The 17,512-nt window shown below is 63.2% G+C and carries 20 protein-coding genes and 2 tRNA genes; 12 read left to right on the top strand and 10 right to left on the bottom strand.

Annotated features, from left to right (window positions below; genetic code table 11):
- Positions 1-26: 26 nt before the first annotated feature.
- The 5 genes from trpB (at position 27) to KRZ98_RS20880 (ending at position 4,796) form a co-directional block, all read left to right on the top strand.
- Positions 27-1,268, top strand: coding sequence for a tryptophan synthase subunit beta (gene trpB / locus KRZ98_RS20900; protein WP_217675156.1), 1,242 nt, complete (start codon positions 27-29; stop codon positions 1,266-1,268).
- Positions 1,269-1,270: 2 nt separating this feature from the next.
- Positions 1,271-2,086, top strand: coding sequence for a tryptophan synthase subunit alpha (gene trpA / locus KRZ98_RS20895; RefSeq protein WP_217675155.1), 816 nt, complete (start codon positions 1,271-1,273; stop codon positions 2,084-2,086).
- Positions 2,083-2,934 carry an acetyl-CoA carboxylase, carboxyltransferase subunit beta gene (gene accD, locus KRZ98_RS20890; protein ID WP_217675154.1) on the top strand — a complete coding sequence of 284 codons (852 nt, stop codon included), beginning with the start codon at positions 2,083-2,085 and terminating at the stop codon, positions 2,932-2,934. Before trpA ends, accD begins: the two co-directional genes overlap by 4 nt.
- A 27-nt stretch (positions 2,935-2,961) precedes the next feature.
- A complete protein-coding gene (locus tag KRZ98_RS20885) occupies positions 2,962-4,284 on the top strand; it encodes a folylpolyglutamate synthase/dihydrofolate synthase family protein (RefSeq protein WP_217675153.1) in 1,323 nt (440 codons plus the stop codon).
- A gap of 68 nt (positions 4,285-4,352) precedes the next feature.
- Positions 4,353-4,796, top strand: a complete 444-nt coding sequence (locus KRZ98_RS20880; protein ID WP_217675152.1) for a DUF6628 family protein — start codon at positions 4,353-4,355, stop codon at positions 4,794-4,796.
- Here KRZ98_RS20880 and KRZ98_RS20875 read toward each other — a convergent pair.
- Entirely contained in the window at positions 4,781-6,106 is a 1,326-nt protein-coding gene (locus KRZ98_RS20875; protein ID WP_217675151.1) for an MFS transporter, read from the bottom strand. The two genes, KRZ98_RS20880 and KRZ98_RS20875, sit on opposite strands and share 16 nt — an antisense overlap.
- A gap of 76 nt (positions 6,107-6,182) precedes the next feature.
- Positions 6,183-6,641: a response regulator gene (locus tag KRZ98_RS20870; protein WP_217675150.1), complete on the bottom strand. Its 459-nt coding sequence runs from the start codon at positions 6,639-6,641 to the stop codon at positions 6,183-6,185.
- A gap of 175 nt (positions 6,642-6,816) precedes the next feature.
- On the opposite strand from KRZ98_RS20870, the gene KRZ98_RS20865 reads away from it, so the two are divergent.
- Positions 6,817-7,806, top strand: a complete 990-nt coding sequence (locus KRZ98_RS20865) for a pseudouridine synthase (RefSeq protein WP_217675149.1) — start codon at positions 6,817-6,819, stop codon at positions 7,804-7,806.
- Positions 7,803-8,354 carry a 16S rRNA (guanine(966)-N(2))-methyltransferase RsmD gene (rsmD, locus tag KRZ98_RS20860; RefSeq protein ID WP_217675148.1) on the top strand — a complete coding sequence of 184 codons (552 nt, stop codon included), beginning with the start codon at positions 7,803-7,805 and terminating at the stop codon, positions 8,352-8,354. Before KRZ98_RS20865 ends, rsmD begins: the two co-directional genes overlap by 4 nt.
- On the opposite strand, the gene KRZ98_RS20855 is transcribed toward rsmD, so the two are convergent.
- On the bottom strand, positions 8,339-8,782 hold the full coding sequence (locus tag KRZ98_RS20855) for a globin domain-containing protein (RefSeq protein ID WP_217675147.1): 444 nt from the start codon (positions 8,780-8,782) through the stop codon (positions 8,339-8,341). The genes rsmD and KRZ98_RS20855 overlap by 16 nt on opposite strands.
- Positions 8,783-8,890: 108 nt before the next feature.
- On the opposite strand from KRZ98_RS20855, the gene KRZ98_RS20850 reads away from it, so the two are divergent.
- A complete protein-coding gene (locus KRZ98_RS20850) occupies positions 8,891-9,364 on the top strand; it encodes an Rrf2 family transcriptional regulator (protein WP_217675146.1) in 474 nt (157 codons plus the stop codon).
- On the opposite strand, the gene KRZ98_RS20845 is transcribed toward KRZ98_RS20850, so the two are convergent.
- Positions 9,327-9,761 carry a Fe-S oxidoreductase gene (locus KRZ98_RS20845; protein WP_217675145.1) on the bottom strand — a complete coding sequence of 145 codons (435 nt, stop codon included), beginning with the start codon at positions 9,759-9,761 and terminating at the stop codon, positions 9,327-9,329. The two genes, KRZ98_RS20850 and KRZ98_RS20845, sit on opposite strands and share 38 nt — an antisense overlap.
- A 390-nt stretch (positions 9,762-10,151) precedes the next feature.
- Complete coding sequence (locus tag KRZ98_RS20840; protein ID WP_217675144.1) at positions 10,152-10,547, bottom strand: GFA family protein; 396 nt, start codon at positions 10,545-10,547, stop codon at positions 10,152-10,154.
- A 103-nt stretch (positions 10,548-10,650) separates the two neighbouring features.
- Between KRZ98_RS20840 and KRZ98_RS20835 the strand changes: the two genes are divergently transcribed.
- Entirely contained in the window at positions 10,651-12,927 is a 2,277-nt protein-coding gene (locus tag KRZ98_RS20835) for an ATP-dependent helicase (RefSeq protein WP_217675143.1), read from the top strand.
- Between the two features lie 63 nt (positions 12,928-12,990).
- Here KRZ98_RS20835 and KRZ98_RS20830 read toward each other — a convergent pair whose 3' ends face one another.
- The 5 genes from KRZ98_RS20830 to KRZ98_RS20810 all read right to left on the bottom strand — a co-directional run bounded on the left by KRZ98_RS20830 (position 12,991) and on the right by KRZ98_RS20810 (position 14,900).
- Positions 12,991-13,389 (bottom strand): cache domain-containing protein, encoded by a 399-nt coding sequence (locus KRZ98_RS20830; protein ID WP_254798742.1) that lies wholly within the window; start codon positions 13,387-13,389, stop codon positions 12,991-12,993.
- A gap of 271 nt (positions 13,390-13,660) precedes the next feature.
- Entirely contained in the window at positions 13,661-14,125 is a 465-nt protein-coding gene (locus KRZ98_RS20825; RefSeq protein WP_217675141.1) for a GAF domain-containing protein, read from the bottom strand.
- An 84-nt stretch (positions 14,126-14,209) separates the two neighbouring features.
- Positions 14,210-14,285: transfer RNA gene (locus tag KRZ98_RS20820), tRNA-Ala, on the bottom strand.
- 114 nt (positions 14,286-14,399) lie between these two features.
- Positions 14,400-14,475: transfer RNA gene (locus KRZ98_RS20815), tRNA-Ala, on the bottom strand.
- Positions 14,476-14,564: 89 nt separating this feature from the next.
- The gene (locus KRZ98_RS20810) at positions 14,565-14,900 is read right to left on the bottom strand and encodes a TIGR02300 family protein (protein ID WP_006949043.1); all 336 of its coding nucleotides are present in this window, start codon (positions 14,898-14,900) and stop codon (positions 14,565-14,567) included.
- A 181-nt stretch (positions 14,901-15,081) separates the two neighbouring features.
- Between KRZ98_RS20810 and aroA the strand changes: the two genes are divergently transcribed.
- The 3 genes from aroA to cmk all read left to right on the top strand — a co-directional run bounded on the left by aroA (position 15,082) and on the right by cmk (position 17,398).
- A complete protein-coding gene (gene aroA / locus KRZ98_RS20805; RefSeq protein WP_217675140.1) occupies positions 15,082-16,407 on the top strand; it encodes a 3-phosphoshikimate 1-carboxyvinyltransferase in 1,326 nt (441 codons plus the stop codon).
- Between the two features lie 92 nt (positions 16,408-16,499).
- A complete protein-coding gene (locus KRZ98_RS20800) occupies positions 16,500-16,766 on the top strand; it encodes a hypothetical protein (RefSeq protein WP_254798741.1) in 267 nt (88 codons plus the stop codon).
- Positions 16,763-17,398 (top strand): (d)CMP kinase, encoded by a 636-nt coding sequence (cmk, locus tag KRZ98_RS20795; RefSeq protein ID WP_217675139.1) that lies wholly within the window; start codon positions 16,763-16,765, stop codon positions 17,396-17,398. The genes KRZ98_RS20800 and cmk overlap by 4 nt, the downstream gene beginning before the upstream one ends.
- Positions 17,399-17,512: the final 114 nt, after the last annotated feature.

Raw genomic sequence — 17,512 nt, 5'->3', positions numbered from 1 at the left:
TTTTGACCCAAGAGACTGAAACGATCATGACCGACACCATTAGCTTGCCCAACAGCCTGCGCAGCCAGCCCGACGCCAGTGGCCATTTCGGCCAGTTTGGCGGCCGCTATGTCGCCGAAACATTGATGCCGCTGATCCTGGAACTGGAGAAAGTCTATCGCGCCGCGAAGGACGATCCGGCGTTCGAGGAGGAATATGATTATCTGCTCAAGCAATATGTCGGTCGCCCCAACCCGCTTTATTATGCGGCGCGGCTGACGCAGGCGCTGCGCGAGGGCGCGCCAGCAGGCAAGGGCGCGAAAATCTATCTGAAGCGCGAGGAACTGAACCATACCGGCGCGCACAAGATCAATAATTGTATTGGTCAGGCGCTGCTCGCCCGTCGCATGGGCAAGAAGAAGGTGATCGCGGAAACCGGCGCTGGCCAGCATGGCGTCGCGACCGCCACTGTCGCCGCCTTGTTCGGCATGGAATGCAAGATTTTCATGGGCGCCAAGGATGTCGAGCGCCAGAAGCCCAATGTGTTCCGCATGAAGCTGCTGGGTGCGGAGGTCATCCCGGTGACGTCAGGGTCGGCGACGCTCAAGGATTCGATGAACGACGCGCTGCGCCACTGGGTGTCGAATGTGCATGACACATTCTACATCATCGGCACAGCGGCAGGCCCGCACCCCTACCCCGAACTGGTGCGCGATTTTCAGTCCATCATCGGCAAGGAAATCAAGACGCAGATGATGGAGGCCGAAGGGCGGCTGCCCGATATGCTGATCGCGCCGGTCGGCGGCGGCTCCAATGCCATCGGCATGTTCCACCCCTTCCTGGACGACACTGATGTGGCGATGATCGGCGTAGAAGCGGCGGGCGAAGGGCTGACCGGCAAGCACGCCGCGTCGCTGGCGGGCGGCGCGTCCGGCATCCTGCACGGCAACCGCACCTATCTGCTTCAGGATGAGGACGGCCAGATTACCGAGGCGCACAGTATTTCGGCGGGGCTGGACTATCCCGGCATCGGGCCTGAGCATAGCTGGTTGCATAAAATTGGTCGGGTCCAATATATGCCAATCACCGATGATGAAGCGCTGGCCAGTTTCCAGAAACTGTCCGCGCTGGAGGGGATCATCCCCGCGCTGGAATCCGCCCATGCCATTGCGGCGGCCGAACAGGTCGCGCCGACGATGGACGCGGACAAGATCATCGTCGTCAATCTGTCCGGCCGTGGGGACAAGGATATTTTCACCGTGGCCGACGCCCTTGGAGCGGAGATGTGAGCATGGACCGGATGGCCACCCGCTTCGCCGCCTGCAAGGCACAGGGCCGCGCGGCGCTGATAACCTTCGTCACTGCCGGTGATCCAACCGTTGCGGCAACCCCCGCCATTCTCGACGCGCTGGTCGAAGGTGGCGCGGACATTATCGAGCTGGGGATGCCCTTTACCGATCCGATGGCCGATGGTCCCGCGATCGAACTGGCCAATCTGCGCAGCCTGGGGTCCGGCACGAAAACGGCGCATATCTTCGCGATTGCTGCTGATTTCCGCGCCCGCCACCCTGACACGCCGCTGGTGCTGATGGGCTATGCCAATCCCATGCTGGTGCGCGGGTCGGACTGGTTTGCCGACCAGTGCAAGGTGGCGGGCGTCGATGGCGTCATCTGCGTCGATGTGCCGCCGGAAGAAGATGCCGAGCTTGGCCCAGCACTGCGCAATGCAGGGATTCATCTGGTGCGGCTGGCAACGCCTACGACTGACGCCAAGCGGCTGCCCGCCGTGCTGGAGGGGGCCAGCGGCTTCCTCTACCATGTCTCTGTCGCCGGGATCACTGGCAAGCAGCAGGCCGCGCAAGCCAATATCGAGCTGGCGGTCCAGAAGCTCAAAGCCGCCACCCACCTGCCGATCGCAGTCGGCTTTGGCGTCCGCACGCCCGAACAGGCCGCCGCAATCGGGCGCATCGCCGATGGTGTCGTCGTCGGCTCCGCGATCGTCGATCTGGTCGGGTCGCATGGCGATGCCGCCGCGCCCTTCGTTCAGCAATTCGTCGCCGCCCTGAGCGGCGCGCTCACCGCAAATTCACGGGAAACCGCCGCATGAGCTGGATCAACCGCGTTCGCAAGGCCATCCCCTTCATCGCCAAGAAGGAACAGACCGCCGAAACGCTGTGGCACAAATGCCCAGGCTGTTCGGAGATGATCTTCATCAAGGAATGGGAAGAAAATCTGTCCGTCTGCCCGCGCTGCGACCATCATGGCCGCATCGGGCCGTCGGAGCGGTTCGAGCATATTCTCGACGCCGGTTTCATCCTGCTGCCGACCCCGCATGTGCAGGAAGATCCGCTGAAATTCCGCGACAGCAAGCGCTATCCCGACCGGATCAAGGCGGCACGGCTGGCGACGGGCGATCATGATGCGCTGATCAACGCGCGCGGCGCGATCGACGATGTGCCGCTGGTGATGGGCGTGCAGAATTTCGCCTTCATGGGCGGGTCGATGGGCATGGGCGTGGGCGCGGCCTTCATCCAGGGCGTCAATGACGCGATCGCCCATAAATGCCCCTATGTGATCTTCACTGCGGCTGGCGGCGCGCGGATGCAGGAGGGTATCCTTTCCCTCATGCAGATGCCCCGCGCGACCGTGGCGATCCAGAAGCTGCACGCTGCGGACCTGCCCTATATCGTGGTGCTGACCGATCCGACCACCGGGGGCGTGACGGCCAGCTATGCGATGCTGGGCGACATCCAGATTTCCGAACCCAATGCGCTGATCGGCTTTGCCGGGCAGCGGGTGATCGAAAGCACGATCCGTGAAAAGCTGCCCGAAGGATTCCAGCGCGCCGAATATCTGCTCGACCATGGCATGATCGACATGGTGGTGCATCGCGCCGAATTGCGCGACACGTTGGCGCGGGTGATCGACTATCTGACGCCACGGGCCGCCGCCTGACAGCACGCATTTAGGGGGACGGGGCGCATGGCCGATCACGCGGTATCGGATCATCCTGCGGTGCAGGCGCAACTCGACCGGCTCTGGTCGCTGTCCCCCGGTGCCGACATATTGGGGCTGGAGCGGATCACCACGCTGCTCGATCGGCTGGGCAATCCGCACCGTGCGCTGCCGCCGGTCTTTCATGTTGCTGGAACCAACGGCAAGGGATCGACCTGCGCCTTCCTGCGCGCGGCGATGGAAGCAGATGGCAAAAGCGTCCATGTCTTTACCTCGCCCCATCTGGTGCGTTTCAACGAGCGTATCCGGGTGGCGGGCCAGTTGATCAGCGACGATGCGCTGGCGCGCTATCTGGAGCGGGTGCTGGATATTGCCGAGGGCGTTGACGCGAGTTTCTTTGAGGTCACGACAGCCGCTGCGTTCCTGGCCTTTACCGAGCATCCCGCAGACGCCTGCATCATAGAGGTCGGGCTAGGTGGGCGGCTGGACGCGACCAATGTCATTGCCAATCCGGTGGTGTGTGGCATTGCGCAACTGGGCATCGACCATCAGGCTTTCCTGGGCGACACGCTGGCTGCCATTGCGGCGGAAAAGGCGGGGATCGCCAAGCCGGGCGCGCCGCTGGTCACTCAGCGCTACGTCGAATCGCTGTTCCCGGTGATGATGGACGCGGTCGCCCGTGCGCGGACCAGCTGGATCGGTCAGGGGGATGGCTGGGACGCCGCCGCCTATCGCGACCGGCTGCATTATCGCGATGAACAGGGGCGGCTCGACACGCCGCTACCCCGGCTGGCGGGCGCACATCAGGTGCAGAATGCCGCGCTGGCCTTTGCCATGTTGCGGCACCAAAACGCTGTGCCTTTGTCGGAAGCCGCGCTCAAGGCTGCGCCGCTGTGGGCGCATTGGCCTGCGCGGCTCCAGCGGCTCGATCATGGTCCCCTGCTCGCGCCCCTGCCCGACGCGACGGCGGCCTGGCTCGACGGCGGGCATAATGCAGGCGCGGGTGAGGCGATCAGCGCCTTCTTCACCAGCGATCGACTGGAGGGGCAGAAGCTCCAGCTGGTGATCGGGATGCTTGCCAACAAGGATGTCGATGCGTTCCTCTCTCCCTTCGCGGGGCGGATCGCGCATGTACACGCCCTGCCCGTGCCGGGGCATGAGCATCATGAGGCTGAGCGATTCGCGGCAATCGCGACGCGCTGGGGCATAGGCTGCACCGCGCATGAGGAACCGACCGGTGCAATCCGCGCCGTTGCAGCGCTGGGTGAACCGGCGCCCAAGCTGTTGATCGGCGGATCGCTCTATCTGGCGGGTGAAATTTTGCGGCTGAACGATCAGCTGCCTGACTGATTCTACTTGCGATTGACTCGCAATAGCCTAACCTGCGGAAACCAGACCACCGCAGAAGGCGTAACATCATGGCACATGGAGAGACTTCCTCCCTCGACGACCTGCCCCGGCCGATGCCGTCGGGCTATGGCAACCGGCTGTTCCTGTTCGTGATACGGCGGATGGCGAGTGCGGGCGTCAATGACGCCCATGCCGCCAATGCGATGCTGGGCGCGTTCGGGCGCAGCTATCGCCGGCCGCTGGTGCTGATGCGGGCCATGATGCTGGAACTGGCGCGGGCGTCGAGCCGCAAGATACTGGTCGCGCCCTGCTGCTGCGCGCGGATGACGGCGGACGAGGCGCTGATGATGCAGGCGACCGGTGACGCGCTGCGCGATCCCAACAGCGCCTATGAGCATGTGAGCCGGTTGCTGGGCAATGATCATGCGCTGGGCGCGCTGACCTGCTTGCAGGCGGTGGCGCAGGCCCATGCTGACCTGGGCCGACCGCTTGAACTTTATGGCGAGGGGTGATCGCCCGGATCGGTCGCGGCGCTGCCGACGCTGGCGTCGATCAGGCCAGCGCGCATCATCAGCCAGAACAGGATGATGCCCGGCACTGCCGCCGCCGTGGTGAGCAAATAGAAATCAACATAGCCGAATTTCTCGATCAGCCCGCCTGCCGTCGTCCCGGTCAGAAAACGACCAACGATGCTGGCGGCGGCGGAGATCATGGCATATTGGGCGGCGGTGAAGCGCAGATTGCAGAGGGCGGAGAAGTAAGCGACCACAGCAACGCCGCCGATGCCGCTCGCAAAATTTTCAAAGCCAATGGCGTTCGCCATACCTAGGTTGCTCTTTCCGACGGCAGCTAATCCGGCAAAGCTGACATTGGACACCGCCATCAAGATCAGACTGATAAGCACGGAGCGTTTCAGCCCAAGGCGGGCATAAAGGATTCCTCCGACGAAAATACCGGCAAGCAACGCCCAGAAACCAACGCCAACATCATATAGGGCAATTTCGTCGTTGGTGTAACCAAGGTCATTAAACAACAGGCGGAAGGTGAGGTTGGCCAGTGTATCGCCAATCTTGTGAACGACGATGAAAAGCAGCACCAGCCAAGCACCTTTGCGCTTGAAGAAATCGACGAACGGCCCAATGATCGCCTGAAGAAGTTCGCTGCCACTCTTGCGCCCCGTAATTTGCCGGTGCCGTTCCGGTTCGCCCACGATCACTGCAGCCAACATCGCAGGCAATGCGAAAAGCGCACAAACAATATAAGCTGCGGTCCAACTCCAATGCTGAGCGATGACTAGGCCGAGCGCACCAGCGGAGGCAGCCCCAATCCGCCAGCCATATTGCGACATGCCTGCACCAATGCCCAGTTGCTCTGGTTTCAATATCTCGATGCGGTAAGCATCAATAATGATGTCGAAGGTAGCACCAGCAATGCCCAAAAGGATCGCGGCCTGAACAGTCTGCATAATGTCGGCAGACGGCTGAACGAAGGCCAAATTGACGACCGCCGCCATCACCAGCACGCCAACCACAAGCATCCACGAAACGCGCTGCCCTATTCTGTACAATACCGGCAGCCGGACGCCCTCTATAACCCAAGCCCACAGCCATTTGAAATTATAGGCGAGAAGTACTAAACTGAACGCAGTTACGCTTTTCTTGTCGATGCCATCCTGTGCCAGCCGGGACGCCAAATTTGCGCCAATCATGGCGAAAGGAAAGCCTGATGAAATGCCCAAAAATAACGCCGCCAGCGGGGCTTTCTGGGTGTAGGGCTTTACCGCATTAAGCCAGCTGTTCGTGCCGGTTGTGGCGTCGGTCATGATGGTGCGCGTCCCCCGAAGGCGTCTGTTGCCCGCCACCATATGGCCTGACGCGGTGCTGGCAAGCCTTGTGGGATCAATCAGTCCGGTCGAACAGGGTGAGGCCGACGGGCAGGCGCGGGCGGCGGGCACCGCGCAGCAGTGCGTCGATGACGCCGATCGCCGCGACCAGATCGCGCGGGGCATAGGGTTTGGCGAGGCAGCCATATGCCAGCGCGCGGGCGTCGATCGGGCAGGCGCCGGTGACGAACAGAACCGGCAGTTCCCTAGTCGCGGCATGGCGGGCGACGTCGATGCCGCTGCGGTCGCCCTTCAGGCTCACGTCGGCGATCACCAGATCGACCCCGCCACCGTCGATGACAGCGATAGCGTGGCTGTAATCATCGACAGTCGCGGCGATACGATAGCCGGCCTGTTCAAGCGCATGTTCATTGTCGAAGGCGACGAGGGGTTCATCCTCCACCACCAGCACGGTGCGGATCGCCTTGCGACGTCCGGTGCGCGCGCCTTCGCCCTTCACCAACCCGAAAAACATTTGCCGATCCGCCCTGTTTCCGCCATGCCCACCGATCAAACGCCGCGCCCCCGCGCCGGGTTGCGGGGCGGATGCCACACCGCCCTCATCCAAGCGCCGGGACGGCACCGTTCAGCCTGTTGCTGGCTTTCCTGTCATATGGGAAGGGCCAGTGCCCACGAAAAGGAATCCGCCCTTGGAACCGCCGAAAAAATCTGGACCGCCCCGCAGGGCTGGCCCCGGCGGCCCCAAACGCCCCTCTGGACCCGGTGTTGGCGGGCCGGGTCGGACGCCTGATGGCAAGCCGCGCTTTGGCAAGCCGGGCGAAGCCAAGGCCGGTCCCGCCGCCAGCGCCAAGCCATGGGGTCGCAAGCCCGGTTTCAAGAAGCCGGGTGTCGGGGTCAAGACGCCCGCCAACCCGCATCCCGCCCGCGCCGCTGCGACCAGCGATGGCAAGGGTGAGCCGCAGCGTATCGCCAAGCTGCTGGCGCGGGCCGGGGTGGCGTCCCGCCGCGAGGTCGAGCGGATGATCGAGGAAGGGCGCGTGACGCTGAATGGCGTGGCGGTCGAGACGCCTGCGACCTTGCTGGCCTCGCTCTATGGCGTGGCGGTGGATGGCGTGGCGATTGCCGCGCCGCCCCCTGCCCGGCTGTTCCTGTTCCACAAGCCTTCCGGCTTCCTGACGACCGAGCGCGATCCCGCCGGGCGGCCGACCATCTATGACAAGCTGCCCGCTGACCTGCCGCGGGTGATGCCGATCGGGCGGCTGGACATGACGACCGAAGGGCTGTTGCTGCTGACCACCGATGGCGGGTTCAAACGGCAGATGGAATTGCCCTCATCCGGGGTGCCGCGCACTTACCGGGCGCGCGCCTTTGGGGAGGTGAGCCAGCAGCAGCTGGAGGATCTGTTCGACGGGATCGAGATTGAGGGCGTCCGCTATGGCCCGATCGAGGCCAATCTGGAGCGGCGCACCGGGCGCAACCAGTGGATCGAGATGACGCTGACCGAGGGCAAGAACCGCGAAGTGCGGCGGGTGCTGGAACATCTGGGGTTGCAGGTCAACCGGCTGATCCGCACCAGCTATGGTCCGTTCCTGCTGGGCGATCTGCCGCCCGGCGCGGTCGAGGAAATACGCCAGCATGACCTGGTCCAGTTCAAGGCCAGCCTGAAGGACAGCAAATGAGGATCATATCGGGCCAATGGCGCGGTCGCCCGCTGACCGCGCCGAAGGGTGACGCGACCCGACCGACCGCCGACCGGACCCGCGAGACGCTGTTTTCGATGCTGGTCAGCCGGATCGGATCGTTCGAGGGACTGGCCGTGGGCGACTTCTTTGCCGGGTCCGGGGCGTTGGGGTTTGAGGCGCTGTCGCGGGGTGCGGCGACCTGCCTGTTTGTGGAGCAGGACAAGCTGGCTATCGATTCGATCCGGGCGAATGCAGAGCGACTGGGCATCAAGCCCGATATCCGGGCGTCGAGCGTGCTATCGCTGGGGTCCGCGCCCAAGCCATTGGACCTCATTTTCATGGACCCGCCCTATGGCACGGGGGCTGGGCAGGTCGCGCTCGACAAGCTGGGGCGGCTGGGCTGGACCGGGCCTGCGACCTGGATCAGCATAGAGACCGACCGGCGCGAGGATGTCGAGGTGAAGGGCTTTGCGATCGACGCCGTGCGCGACGCTGGCAAAGCGCGGATCACCTTGTTGCGGGCGGTGGATCAGGCGGCTTCGTAGGCCGCCATCTCCTTCGCGATCAGGATGTTGGCGAGGAAGGTGTAAGCCTCCGCCCAGGCGTCCAGCACCGCGTCGGTCGCGACCTCTTCGCCCAATATCTCGCGGATGGCGGGGAGCAGGGCGGCGGCGACCTTGGGATAATGTTCCGGCTTCACCCCGGTTTCGACATGGCGTGCGACCATGCGGGCGACCGCGCCGTCGAGCGCGCCGAGCTTGTCGATATTCTCCGCATAGCCCAGAATCGCGGCGGCCAGGCGCTTGGGCTGTTCGCCGCTGGCCTGGGCAGCCTGATCGAACATCGCCTTCACTTCGGCGTCCTGAAACAGTCTGGCGTACATGGCGGTGGTGATGGCGACGCCGTGCTTGCGCAGGGCTGGGCCGGTCGATTTCACGATTGCGATGGTGGAAGCCGACAGTGAGCTGGACATATGTACGCCTTTCGATGGACTCGATAAGCAGTATTTAATTTGCATCTTTTAAGATGTAAATAGAATATATGTTTTTTGCTGCCTGTAGCGCCGTTAACGGACAAGCCCATGCAATTGACCCGCCACACTGACTATGCGCTGCGCGTGCTGATCCATCTGGCAGCAGCACCAAAGGGGCGCGCGACGATCCCGCAGATTGCCGATGCCTATGGGCTGTCGCGCAATCATCTGATGAAGGTGGTGCATGGCCTGGCGCAGGGCGGCTTCATTGCGACCCAGCGCGGGCGCGGAGGCGGCTTTACGCTGGCGCGCGAACCGCAGGAGATCAGCATCGGCGCGGTGGTCCGACATAGCGAGCCGGACATGAGGATGGCCGATTGCGGGGCCTGCGCGATCCGTCCGTCCTGCGGACTGGCCGGCATATTGGCACAGGCGGCGGCGGCTTTTCTGGCGGTGCTGGACCGGCACAGCCTGAGCGATGCGACTCGCGACCAGGCCGGGCTGGCGGCGATCATCGCTGCCCTGCCCGGCCCGGAGTCCTCAGTTAGCGACGACGCGCCTTGCGCGCCTCGCTCGGATTGATGCAGCTATCCTGCACGGTTTTCGAGCAGACAGGATAGTCCTTGGCCTCGGCCGGTGGCGGGGTCATGTTGCCTCCGACGGTGACGGGGTTGGAGGATGATCCGACCGGAGCGGCTGGATCATTCGGGACGCCTGCGGGCGCTGGAGCCATGCCGGGATCGGCAGGAACGGCACCGGTAGGCTGGCCTGCATTGGGATCAGCCGCAGTGGCCGGGTCCGCAGGTGGCGTCATAGCTGGATCGGCAGGCGGTGGCGGCGCGGCGGGATCAGCGGGCGGGGCCATGTCGCCAGCAGGCGGCTGGCTCATCGGGGCCGGGGTCTCCTGCGCAACGGCAACGCCTGTGATGGCGGTGGTGAAACTGAGCATTGCAGCACTGGCCAACATGATGGATTTCATGGGGAATATCCTTTCCTTCTTTTCTCACGGCCCCGTTGTGCGGGAGCGGTGAGCGAAGAACCGGAGTCGTGACGTGTCCGTTCCGGCAGCGGCGATGAACCGTGGCGGATGCACCATGAAAGGAAGGGCGTGTGCTGTCATCGAGAGGACGACTTCCCTTCGTGTGGCCTGCGGCTAGCCACTCCCCCCAACAGGGGCAGGGCTATGGCATTCGGAAAGTTCCGCCCTTTACCTCGTCATGCTGAACTCTGTTTCAGCATCCATCGTGCCCAACAAGCCACCGCTCGTGACGAGAAATGGATCCTGAAACAAGTTCAGGATGACGATCAAGGACGGGGTAGTTTCATATGCGATAGCCTTGTCCACAGGGAGAGAATTTTGCGATCGCCCTTATTCGCCGGGGTAGCGATCAAATTTTGGCAGGTCGTTGGCGGTCACGGCCCATGGTGGGGCTTCGGCCAGCTGAATATGCGCCTGGGGCGGGAAGGCGGACTGATCGTCCAGCGTTGCCGTCTGAATGTCGATGCCGCCGGGGAAGATGACCGGGTTGGTATAGAATAATCCGGTGCCGCAGGTTCCGCAGAAGTGGCGGGTCGCATTTTCCGACGACTGATAGGCGACCGGCGTGCCGTCAATCTTCACAGCATCCTGTTGAAACAAGGCCCAGCCGACCATCGGCGCGCCCGAACTGGCGCGGCAATCGGCGCAGTGGCAGATGGCGCTGTGCGCAGGATCGCCGCTGACTTCATAGCGGATCGCCCCGCATTGGCATTTCCCCGTCGCCATGATTCGTCCTCCCTTGCATGATTCGCCTTTTGTTCTCATAGAAGGCGCGTCACTGCAAGGCTGATGCCTTGCCCCTGCCCCCGCCCATGCCTAGTTGAGGCCAATGACCTTTCCAGCCCCTTCCCCGTCCGACCCCGACTATATCAAAGGGCTAAACCCGCCGCAGCGGGAGGCGGTGCTGACGACCGAGGGGCCGGTGTTGGTGCTGGCGGGGGCCGGAACGGGCAAGACGGCGGCGCTGACGGCGCGGCTGGCGCATCTGGTTGCGACGCAGCAGGCCTGGCCTTCGGAAATCCTGTCCGTCACCTTCACCAACAAGGCCGCGCGGGAAATGCGCGAGCGGGTGAGCCGGATGATCGGTCCAGCAGTCGAGGGTATGCCGTGGCTGGGTACGTTCCACGCGATCGCGGCCAAGATGCTGCGGCGCCATGCCGAACTGGTCGGGCTGCAATCCAACTTCACTATCCTTGATACGGACGACCAGTTGCGGCTGATGAAGCAGCTGATTCAGGCCGAGGGGATTGACGAGAAGCGCTGGCCCGCGCGGCAGCTGGGCGGGCTGATCGACCAGTGGAAGAATAAGGGCTGGACCCCGCAGGACATCAGCGCGGGTGAGAGCGAAGGCTATGCCAATGGCAAGGGGCAGAAGCTGTACGCCGCCTATCAGGCGCGGTTGCGGGCGGTCAATGCCTGCGATTTCGGGGACTTGCTGCTGCATGTTCTGACGATATTGAAAAGCCATCGCGACGTGCTGGAAAGCTATCAGCAGCGGTTCAAATATATCATGGTGGATGAATATCAGGACACCAATAGCAGCCAATATCTGTGGCTGCGGCTGCTGGCGCAGACGCGCAAGAATCTGTGCTGCGTGGGCGATGACGACCAATCCATCTATTCATGGCGCGGGGCGGAAGTCGCCAATATCCTGCGGTTCGAAAAGGATTTTCCGGGCGCGAAGATCATCAGGCTGGAACAGAATTACCGGTCCACCCCGCATATTTTGGGCGCGGCGTCAGGCGTGATTGCCGAAAATGGCAATCGGCTGGGCAAGACGCTGTGGACCGACATCGACGTGGGCGAGAAGGTGCGCGTCATCGGCATTTGGGACGGGCCGGAGGAAGCGCGGCGAGTCGGCGAGGAGATAGAGGCGATCCAGCGCAACGGCGGGTCGCTGGACGAGGTGGCGATCCTCGTGCGGGCGCAGCACCAGACCCGCGAGTTCGAGGACCGCTTCATCCAGATCGGGATGCCCTACCGTATCGTCGGCGGTTTCCGATTCTATGAGCGGGCGGAAATCCGCGATGCGCTGGCCTATTTGCGGCTGGTCAACCAGCCCGCCGACGATCTGGCGTTCGAGCGGATCGTCAATGTTCCCAAGCGCGGCCTTGGCGACAAGGCGGTCGAGAAGCTGCACCGGCTGGCGCGGGCGGAGGGCATACCGCTGGTCCATGCAGCGGCGCGTATTCTGGACACTGACGAGTTGACGCCGCAGGCGCGGCGATCCTTGGGGGCGTTTGTCGGCGATCTGGCGCGCTGGCGCGACCGGGCGACCACCCTGCCCCATGCCGAACTGGCGCGACAGATATTGGACGAGAGCGGCTATACTGCGATGTTGCAGGCCGAACGCAGCACCGAGAGCGCGGGGCGGCTGGAGAATCTGGGCGAACTCGCGCGCGCGATGGAGGAATATGAGACGCTGGGGGCGTTTCTGGAGCATGTCTCGCTCGTCATGGACAATGAGGCGCAGCAGGAAGAGCGCAAGGTCACGATCATGACGATCCATGCCGCCAAGGGGCTGGAGTTTGATTCGACCTTCCTGGTCGGATGGGAAGAAGGGATTTTCCCGTCGCAGCGGGCGCTGGATGAGGGCGGCCTCAACAGCCTGGAGGAGGAGCGGCGGCTGGCCTATGTCGCGATCACGCGGGCGCGCAAGCGTTGTACGATCTTGCACGCGGCGAATCGGCGCATCTACGGCCAGTGGACCAGCAGCATCCCCTCGCGCTTTGTAGGCGAATTGCCGCCGGAGCATGTCGACGCGGAAAGCAGCATGAGCGGCGGCGCGTCGCTGTGGCGGGCCAACTGGTCGGAGCGGGATGATCCGTTCGCGCATGTCGGCCGGGGCGAAGGACGCGGGCCGGGCTGGCAGCGGGCGCAATCATCGGGCCAGTTCAGCCGGGAACCCGTGCGGATCGTCGAGGCACGCGCGTCGGCGGTGTCGATCGGTAACAAGGGGCGCAGCGACATGGCATTGGGGCTGCGCGTGTTCCACCAGAAATTCGGTTATGGCACCGTCGCGGAAATCGAGGGCAACAAGCTGGAGATCGACTTTGAAACCGCCGGGCGCAAACGGGTGATGGACAGTTTCGTGTCCATCCCCTGATCCGTCATGATGGGCGCCGGGCAGCTTGACACGCTGGCCCGGCCGCCCGGAACGGATACCCACTTATGGGGCGTAATAGCCGACGCCCACGACGTGATCGCCGACCAGTTCGATCAGCGACATTTTGCGTTCGATCCGGTTGTCCGCCCGGTTGAGCCAGACATAGTTGATCTTACCATGCCCGCTGGTGCGGGCGATCTCTATCATGTCGCGCACGATGGGCTTGCCCTCCGCATCGGTCAGATCGCTGACATCGCGCCCGACCAAGCCAGGATGCGCGCCATAGGCTTCATAGACGCCGTTCAGGTCGAACACGAACACGTAAAGTTCGCCGGTGTTGAACGCCCCGTCCTTCCGATTGAAGGCGGCAAAGGCAGGGGCAGCCCCCGCGGTCTTGATCGTCGCCACCGCCTTTTCCAGCATGGCCTTTGCCTGTGCCGCATCGGCGTGGGGCGCAGCCATGGCCGATGCCGTGGGCAGCGCGATCGTGCAAGCCATGGCCAGAAGAATGCGTGAAAATGCGAACATGGGCCAATCTCCTCTGGTCATCGGCGCATAAGCGCTGGAGCCGGACGCGGGCTGAATATCAATCCCGATCCGATTGCCGATGACAGGGGCACGATTAGGCCGGTCCGCGCGCCGACATTGTGACGCAGATCAAATCGACCTTTGGTATGAGGTCGTGCCCAAACAGGTGATGGACCGTTTTCGGCCCCATCCCGTTCCGAAAACCTCATTTGGCGGACAATATCTCTCCGATCATGCCGGCATAATCCTGCATCGCCGCCACTACCGCGGGACCGCTGACGGAGCGGGGTCGCGGGTCGATGGCGCAGAGCGTGCCGTAGAAGCTGCCGTCTAACAGGATGACCGGCAGCGATGCATAGCTTTGAAAGCCATAGAAGATGGGGACATGATGGGTGCGCCAGTCCTGGTCGATGGCGACATGATCGATATAAATGCCCTCGCCGCAGCGGCGGATATCGTCGCACAGGGTCTTTTTGATTTCCAGTTCCCCACCGGGATCAAGGCCGAATTCGATCCGGTCGATGACCTGGCAGGCGATCCAGCGATCCTCGGTTACTCTGGCGACGGCAGCGAAACCCATGCCGGTGGTCTGACAGACTTTTTCCAGTATCGCCCGAATCCGGTCGTCATCGCCCTGTGCTGCGACTGACGCAGCCAAATCGTCCCGCATAGATGCACCCCTGATGACACGACGCTGATCGCAGCGCGGCATCCGGCAGATATGTAGGATTGTGCAGAAAATTGCGCAAGAATTTGGTGGAGCCTAGCGGGATCGAACCGCTGACCTCCTGCATGCCATGCAGGCGCTCTCCCAGCTGAGCTAAGGCCCCATCCGGTGCGGCAGCGAGGCTGCGGAACCCGTTGGTATATGCTTGGACCCTTCGCATTCGCTCAGGGATTTTTTCGGGAAAATGTCCCCCGGACATTTTCTGATTCCGAAAAAATGGTGGAGCCTAGCGGGATCGAACCGCTGACCTCCTGCATGCCATGCAGGCGCTCTCCCAGCTGAGCTAAGGCCCCATTTCCATCGCTAAAGCGCCGTTTGGGTCCGGCGCTTCGGAGGCGCTGCCATTAGGTCGCAGCGCCATCCTTGGCAAGAACAAAATGACTTAATTGTCGTCCGCGTCGTCGTCGCTGGCGGCATCGACACCCAGGTCGTCATCACCACCCAGATCGACGTCATTGTCCGGCGAATCGCCGTCATCATCGACGTCGATGTCGAGGTCCAGATCGTCGTCAGCCGTTTCCAGCTCGCCGTCTGCGGTCTCGATCACCTTCTTGGGCGCTTCCTCGTAGGGGAGCGGCTGCTTCGACTTGAGCACCGGTTCCGGTTCCCAGGCGGCGTTGCAGTTGATGCAGACAACCGGGTTGTCATTGCCCAGGTCATAGAAGCGCGTGGCGCATTTCGGGCAGGTCCGCTTCGTGCCCCATTCAGCCTTCACCATGTCCGGCCTAATCCTTTTTTGATGCTCAAATAACAACTACGCGGCGCAACGGTGAAGTTGCCCGCGAAACGTCGCGCGCCTTGCCATAGCGGGACGGCGCTGTCAAAAGCCGGGCGCATTTTTTCGCCCCCGACATGATCGGAACGCTTTAGTGACTGCCTCTTCCCTATCACCGACCCCCATGACCTTCACCGCCGCCCCTGCCCTGTCGGGCAGCGTGACCGTGCCGGGCGACAAGAGCATTTCCCACCGGTCGCTGATGCTGTCGGCGCTGGCGGTAGGGGAAAGCCGGGTCGAAGGGCTGCTGGAGGGTGAGGATGTCCTGGCCACGGCGGCAGCGATGCGCGCCATGGGTGCTGACATAGAGCGCGACGCGGACGGCATCTGGCATATCCATGGCGTGGGTGTGGGCGGACTGCTCCAGCCGGAGCAGGCGCTGGACATGGGCAATAGCGGCACGTCGACGCGGCTTTTGATGGGATTGCTGGCGAGTCATGACCTGACCGCAACTTTCATTGGCGACGCCTCCTTGAGCAAGCGACCGATGGCAAGGGTGACCGAGCCGCTGGCGCGGATGGGGGCGAGCTTCACGACCAGTCCGGGCGATCGGCTGCCGCTGACGATGCGCGGTGCCTGCCCCGCGGTGCCGCTCGACTATCGGCTGCCGGTGGCGTCGGCGCAGGTAAAGTCGGCGATATTGCTGGCGGGCCTCAATACGCCCGGCATCACCCGCGTGGTCGAGCCGATCCCGACCCGCGACCATAGCGAGCGGATGCTGCGTGGATTCGGCGCAGATCTGAATGTCGAGGTTGAGGCGGACGGGACGCGGATCATCACGCTGGTGGGGGAAGCGGAACTGAAGCCGCAGCAGATCGTCGTGCCGGGCGACCCGTCCTCGGCGGCATTCCCGATGGTCGCGGCACTGCTGGTGCCGGGGTCGCGGGTGACGATCGCCAATGTCGGGCTGAATGCGACGCGGGCGGGGTTGATCGACCTGCTGCGAGAGATGGGCGGCTCCATTGAGGTGATCAACCCGCGTGAGGTGGGCGGCGAGCCGGTCGGCGATCTGGTCGTCACCGCATCGGCGCTGAACGGCGTCGAACCGGACCCGGCGCGCGCGCCCAGCATGATCGACGAATATCCGGTCGCCTTCATCGCCGCCGCGCTGGCGCAGGGGCGCAGCGTGTTTCGCGGGCTGGAGGAATTGCGAGTCAAGGAATCGGACCGGATCGCAACCATGGCGGCGGGGCTGCGCGCGATCGGCGTCAGCGTCGAAGAACTGGAGGATGGCATCATCATCGAGGGTAGCGGCGGCGCATTGCTGGCCGGCGGCGGGTCGATCGCGACCAAGCTGGACCATCGGATCGCGATGAGCTTTGCGGTGGCGGGGCTGGTGTCGCGCGATGGGGTGACGATCGACGATATGGCGCCGGTGGCGACCAGTTTTCCGACCTTCATCGCATTGCTAACGGCCTTGGGTGCTATTCCCCACCCCCGTTCGGGCTGAGCCTGTCGAAGCCCCGCACTTCTTTTACAGAGTTGCGCAGAAATTACGGTCCTTCGACAAGCTCAGGACGAACGGAGATAGTTAGACAGGCCATGATGATCGAAATTCCAACTATGGACTGGGCTAATATCGTCGGATTGCTGGGCAGCGGGCTGATGGTGGTCGCTTATGCTTACAGTAATATCGCGAAGGAACTGAACTTCCTCTGGTTCAACCTGCTCAATCTGGTCGGGTCGCTGCTGCTGATCGCGTCGCTCACCATTCATTTCAATCTGGCGTCGATGGCGCTGGAGATCATCTGGGCAGTGATCGCGGTGATCGGCCTCGCCAACACGATACGCAAAGGCAAGACGCGATGATCATAGCTGTCGATGGTCCCGCTGCGTCGGGCAAGGGCACGATCGCCAAGGCGCTGGCGCGCCATTATGGCCTGCCCTGTCTTGATACCGGGCTGCTTTATCGCGCGGTCGGCCTGTCGGTGCTGAAACGCGGCGGTGATCCGGACATCAAGGCCGATGCACTGGCCGCGTGCGATTTTGGCGACGAGATATTGGCCGATCCGGCGTTGCGCAGCGAAGCGGTGGGCAGCCTCGCCTCCCGCGTGTCGGTGCATCAGGCGGTGCGCGATGCACTGATCGCCCGGCAGCGGGAGTTTGCGACCCAGCCGGGCGGCGCAATACTGGACGGGCGCGACATCGGCACGGTGATTGCGCCGGACGCAGACGCCAAGATCTTCGTCACCGCCAGCGTTCATGTGCGGGCCGAACGCCGGTACAAGGATGGCGTGGCGCAGGGCGGCCAGCCTGATATGGACAGCCTGATCGCCGACATTCAGGCGCGCGATACGCGCGACATGAGCCGCGACCATGCGCCGCTGAAAATCGCCGATGGTGCGGACTTGCTAGATACGAGCGATTTGACTATAGACGCGGCCGTCCAGCGGGCAATTGCGCTTGTGGACGCCCAGCTTGAAGGTCGCTCAAAGGGCTGACCCGTCAAGGCGCGCGGTTTTACCACGCGCCCTTTTCGCTTTTCACGGCCGCGCGTTCCCAAGCCCTTAACCGGTTGGATACGTTCAGGATATTCGGTCCTGCGCGTGTTTTGG

This window comes from Sphingobium sp. AS12 (genome assembly GCF_019097845.1).
In the GTDB taxonomy this organism is placed as follows: Bacteria; Pseudomonadota; Alphaproteobacteria; order Sphingomonadales; family Sphingomonadaceae; genus Sphingobium.
The sequence above is the reverse complement of the archived record's forward strand: the minus strand, read 5'-3'. Positions and strand labels throughout refer to the sequence as shown.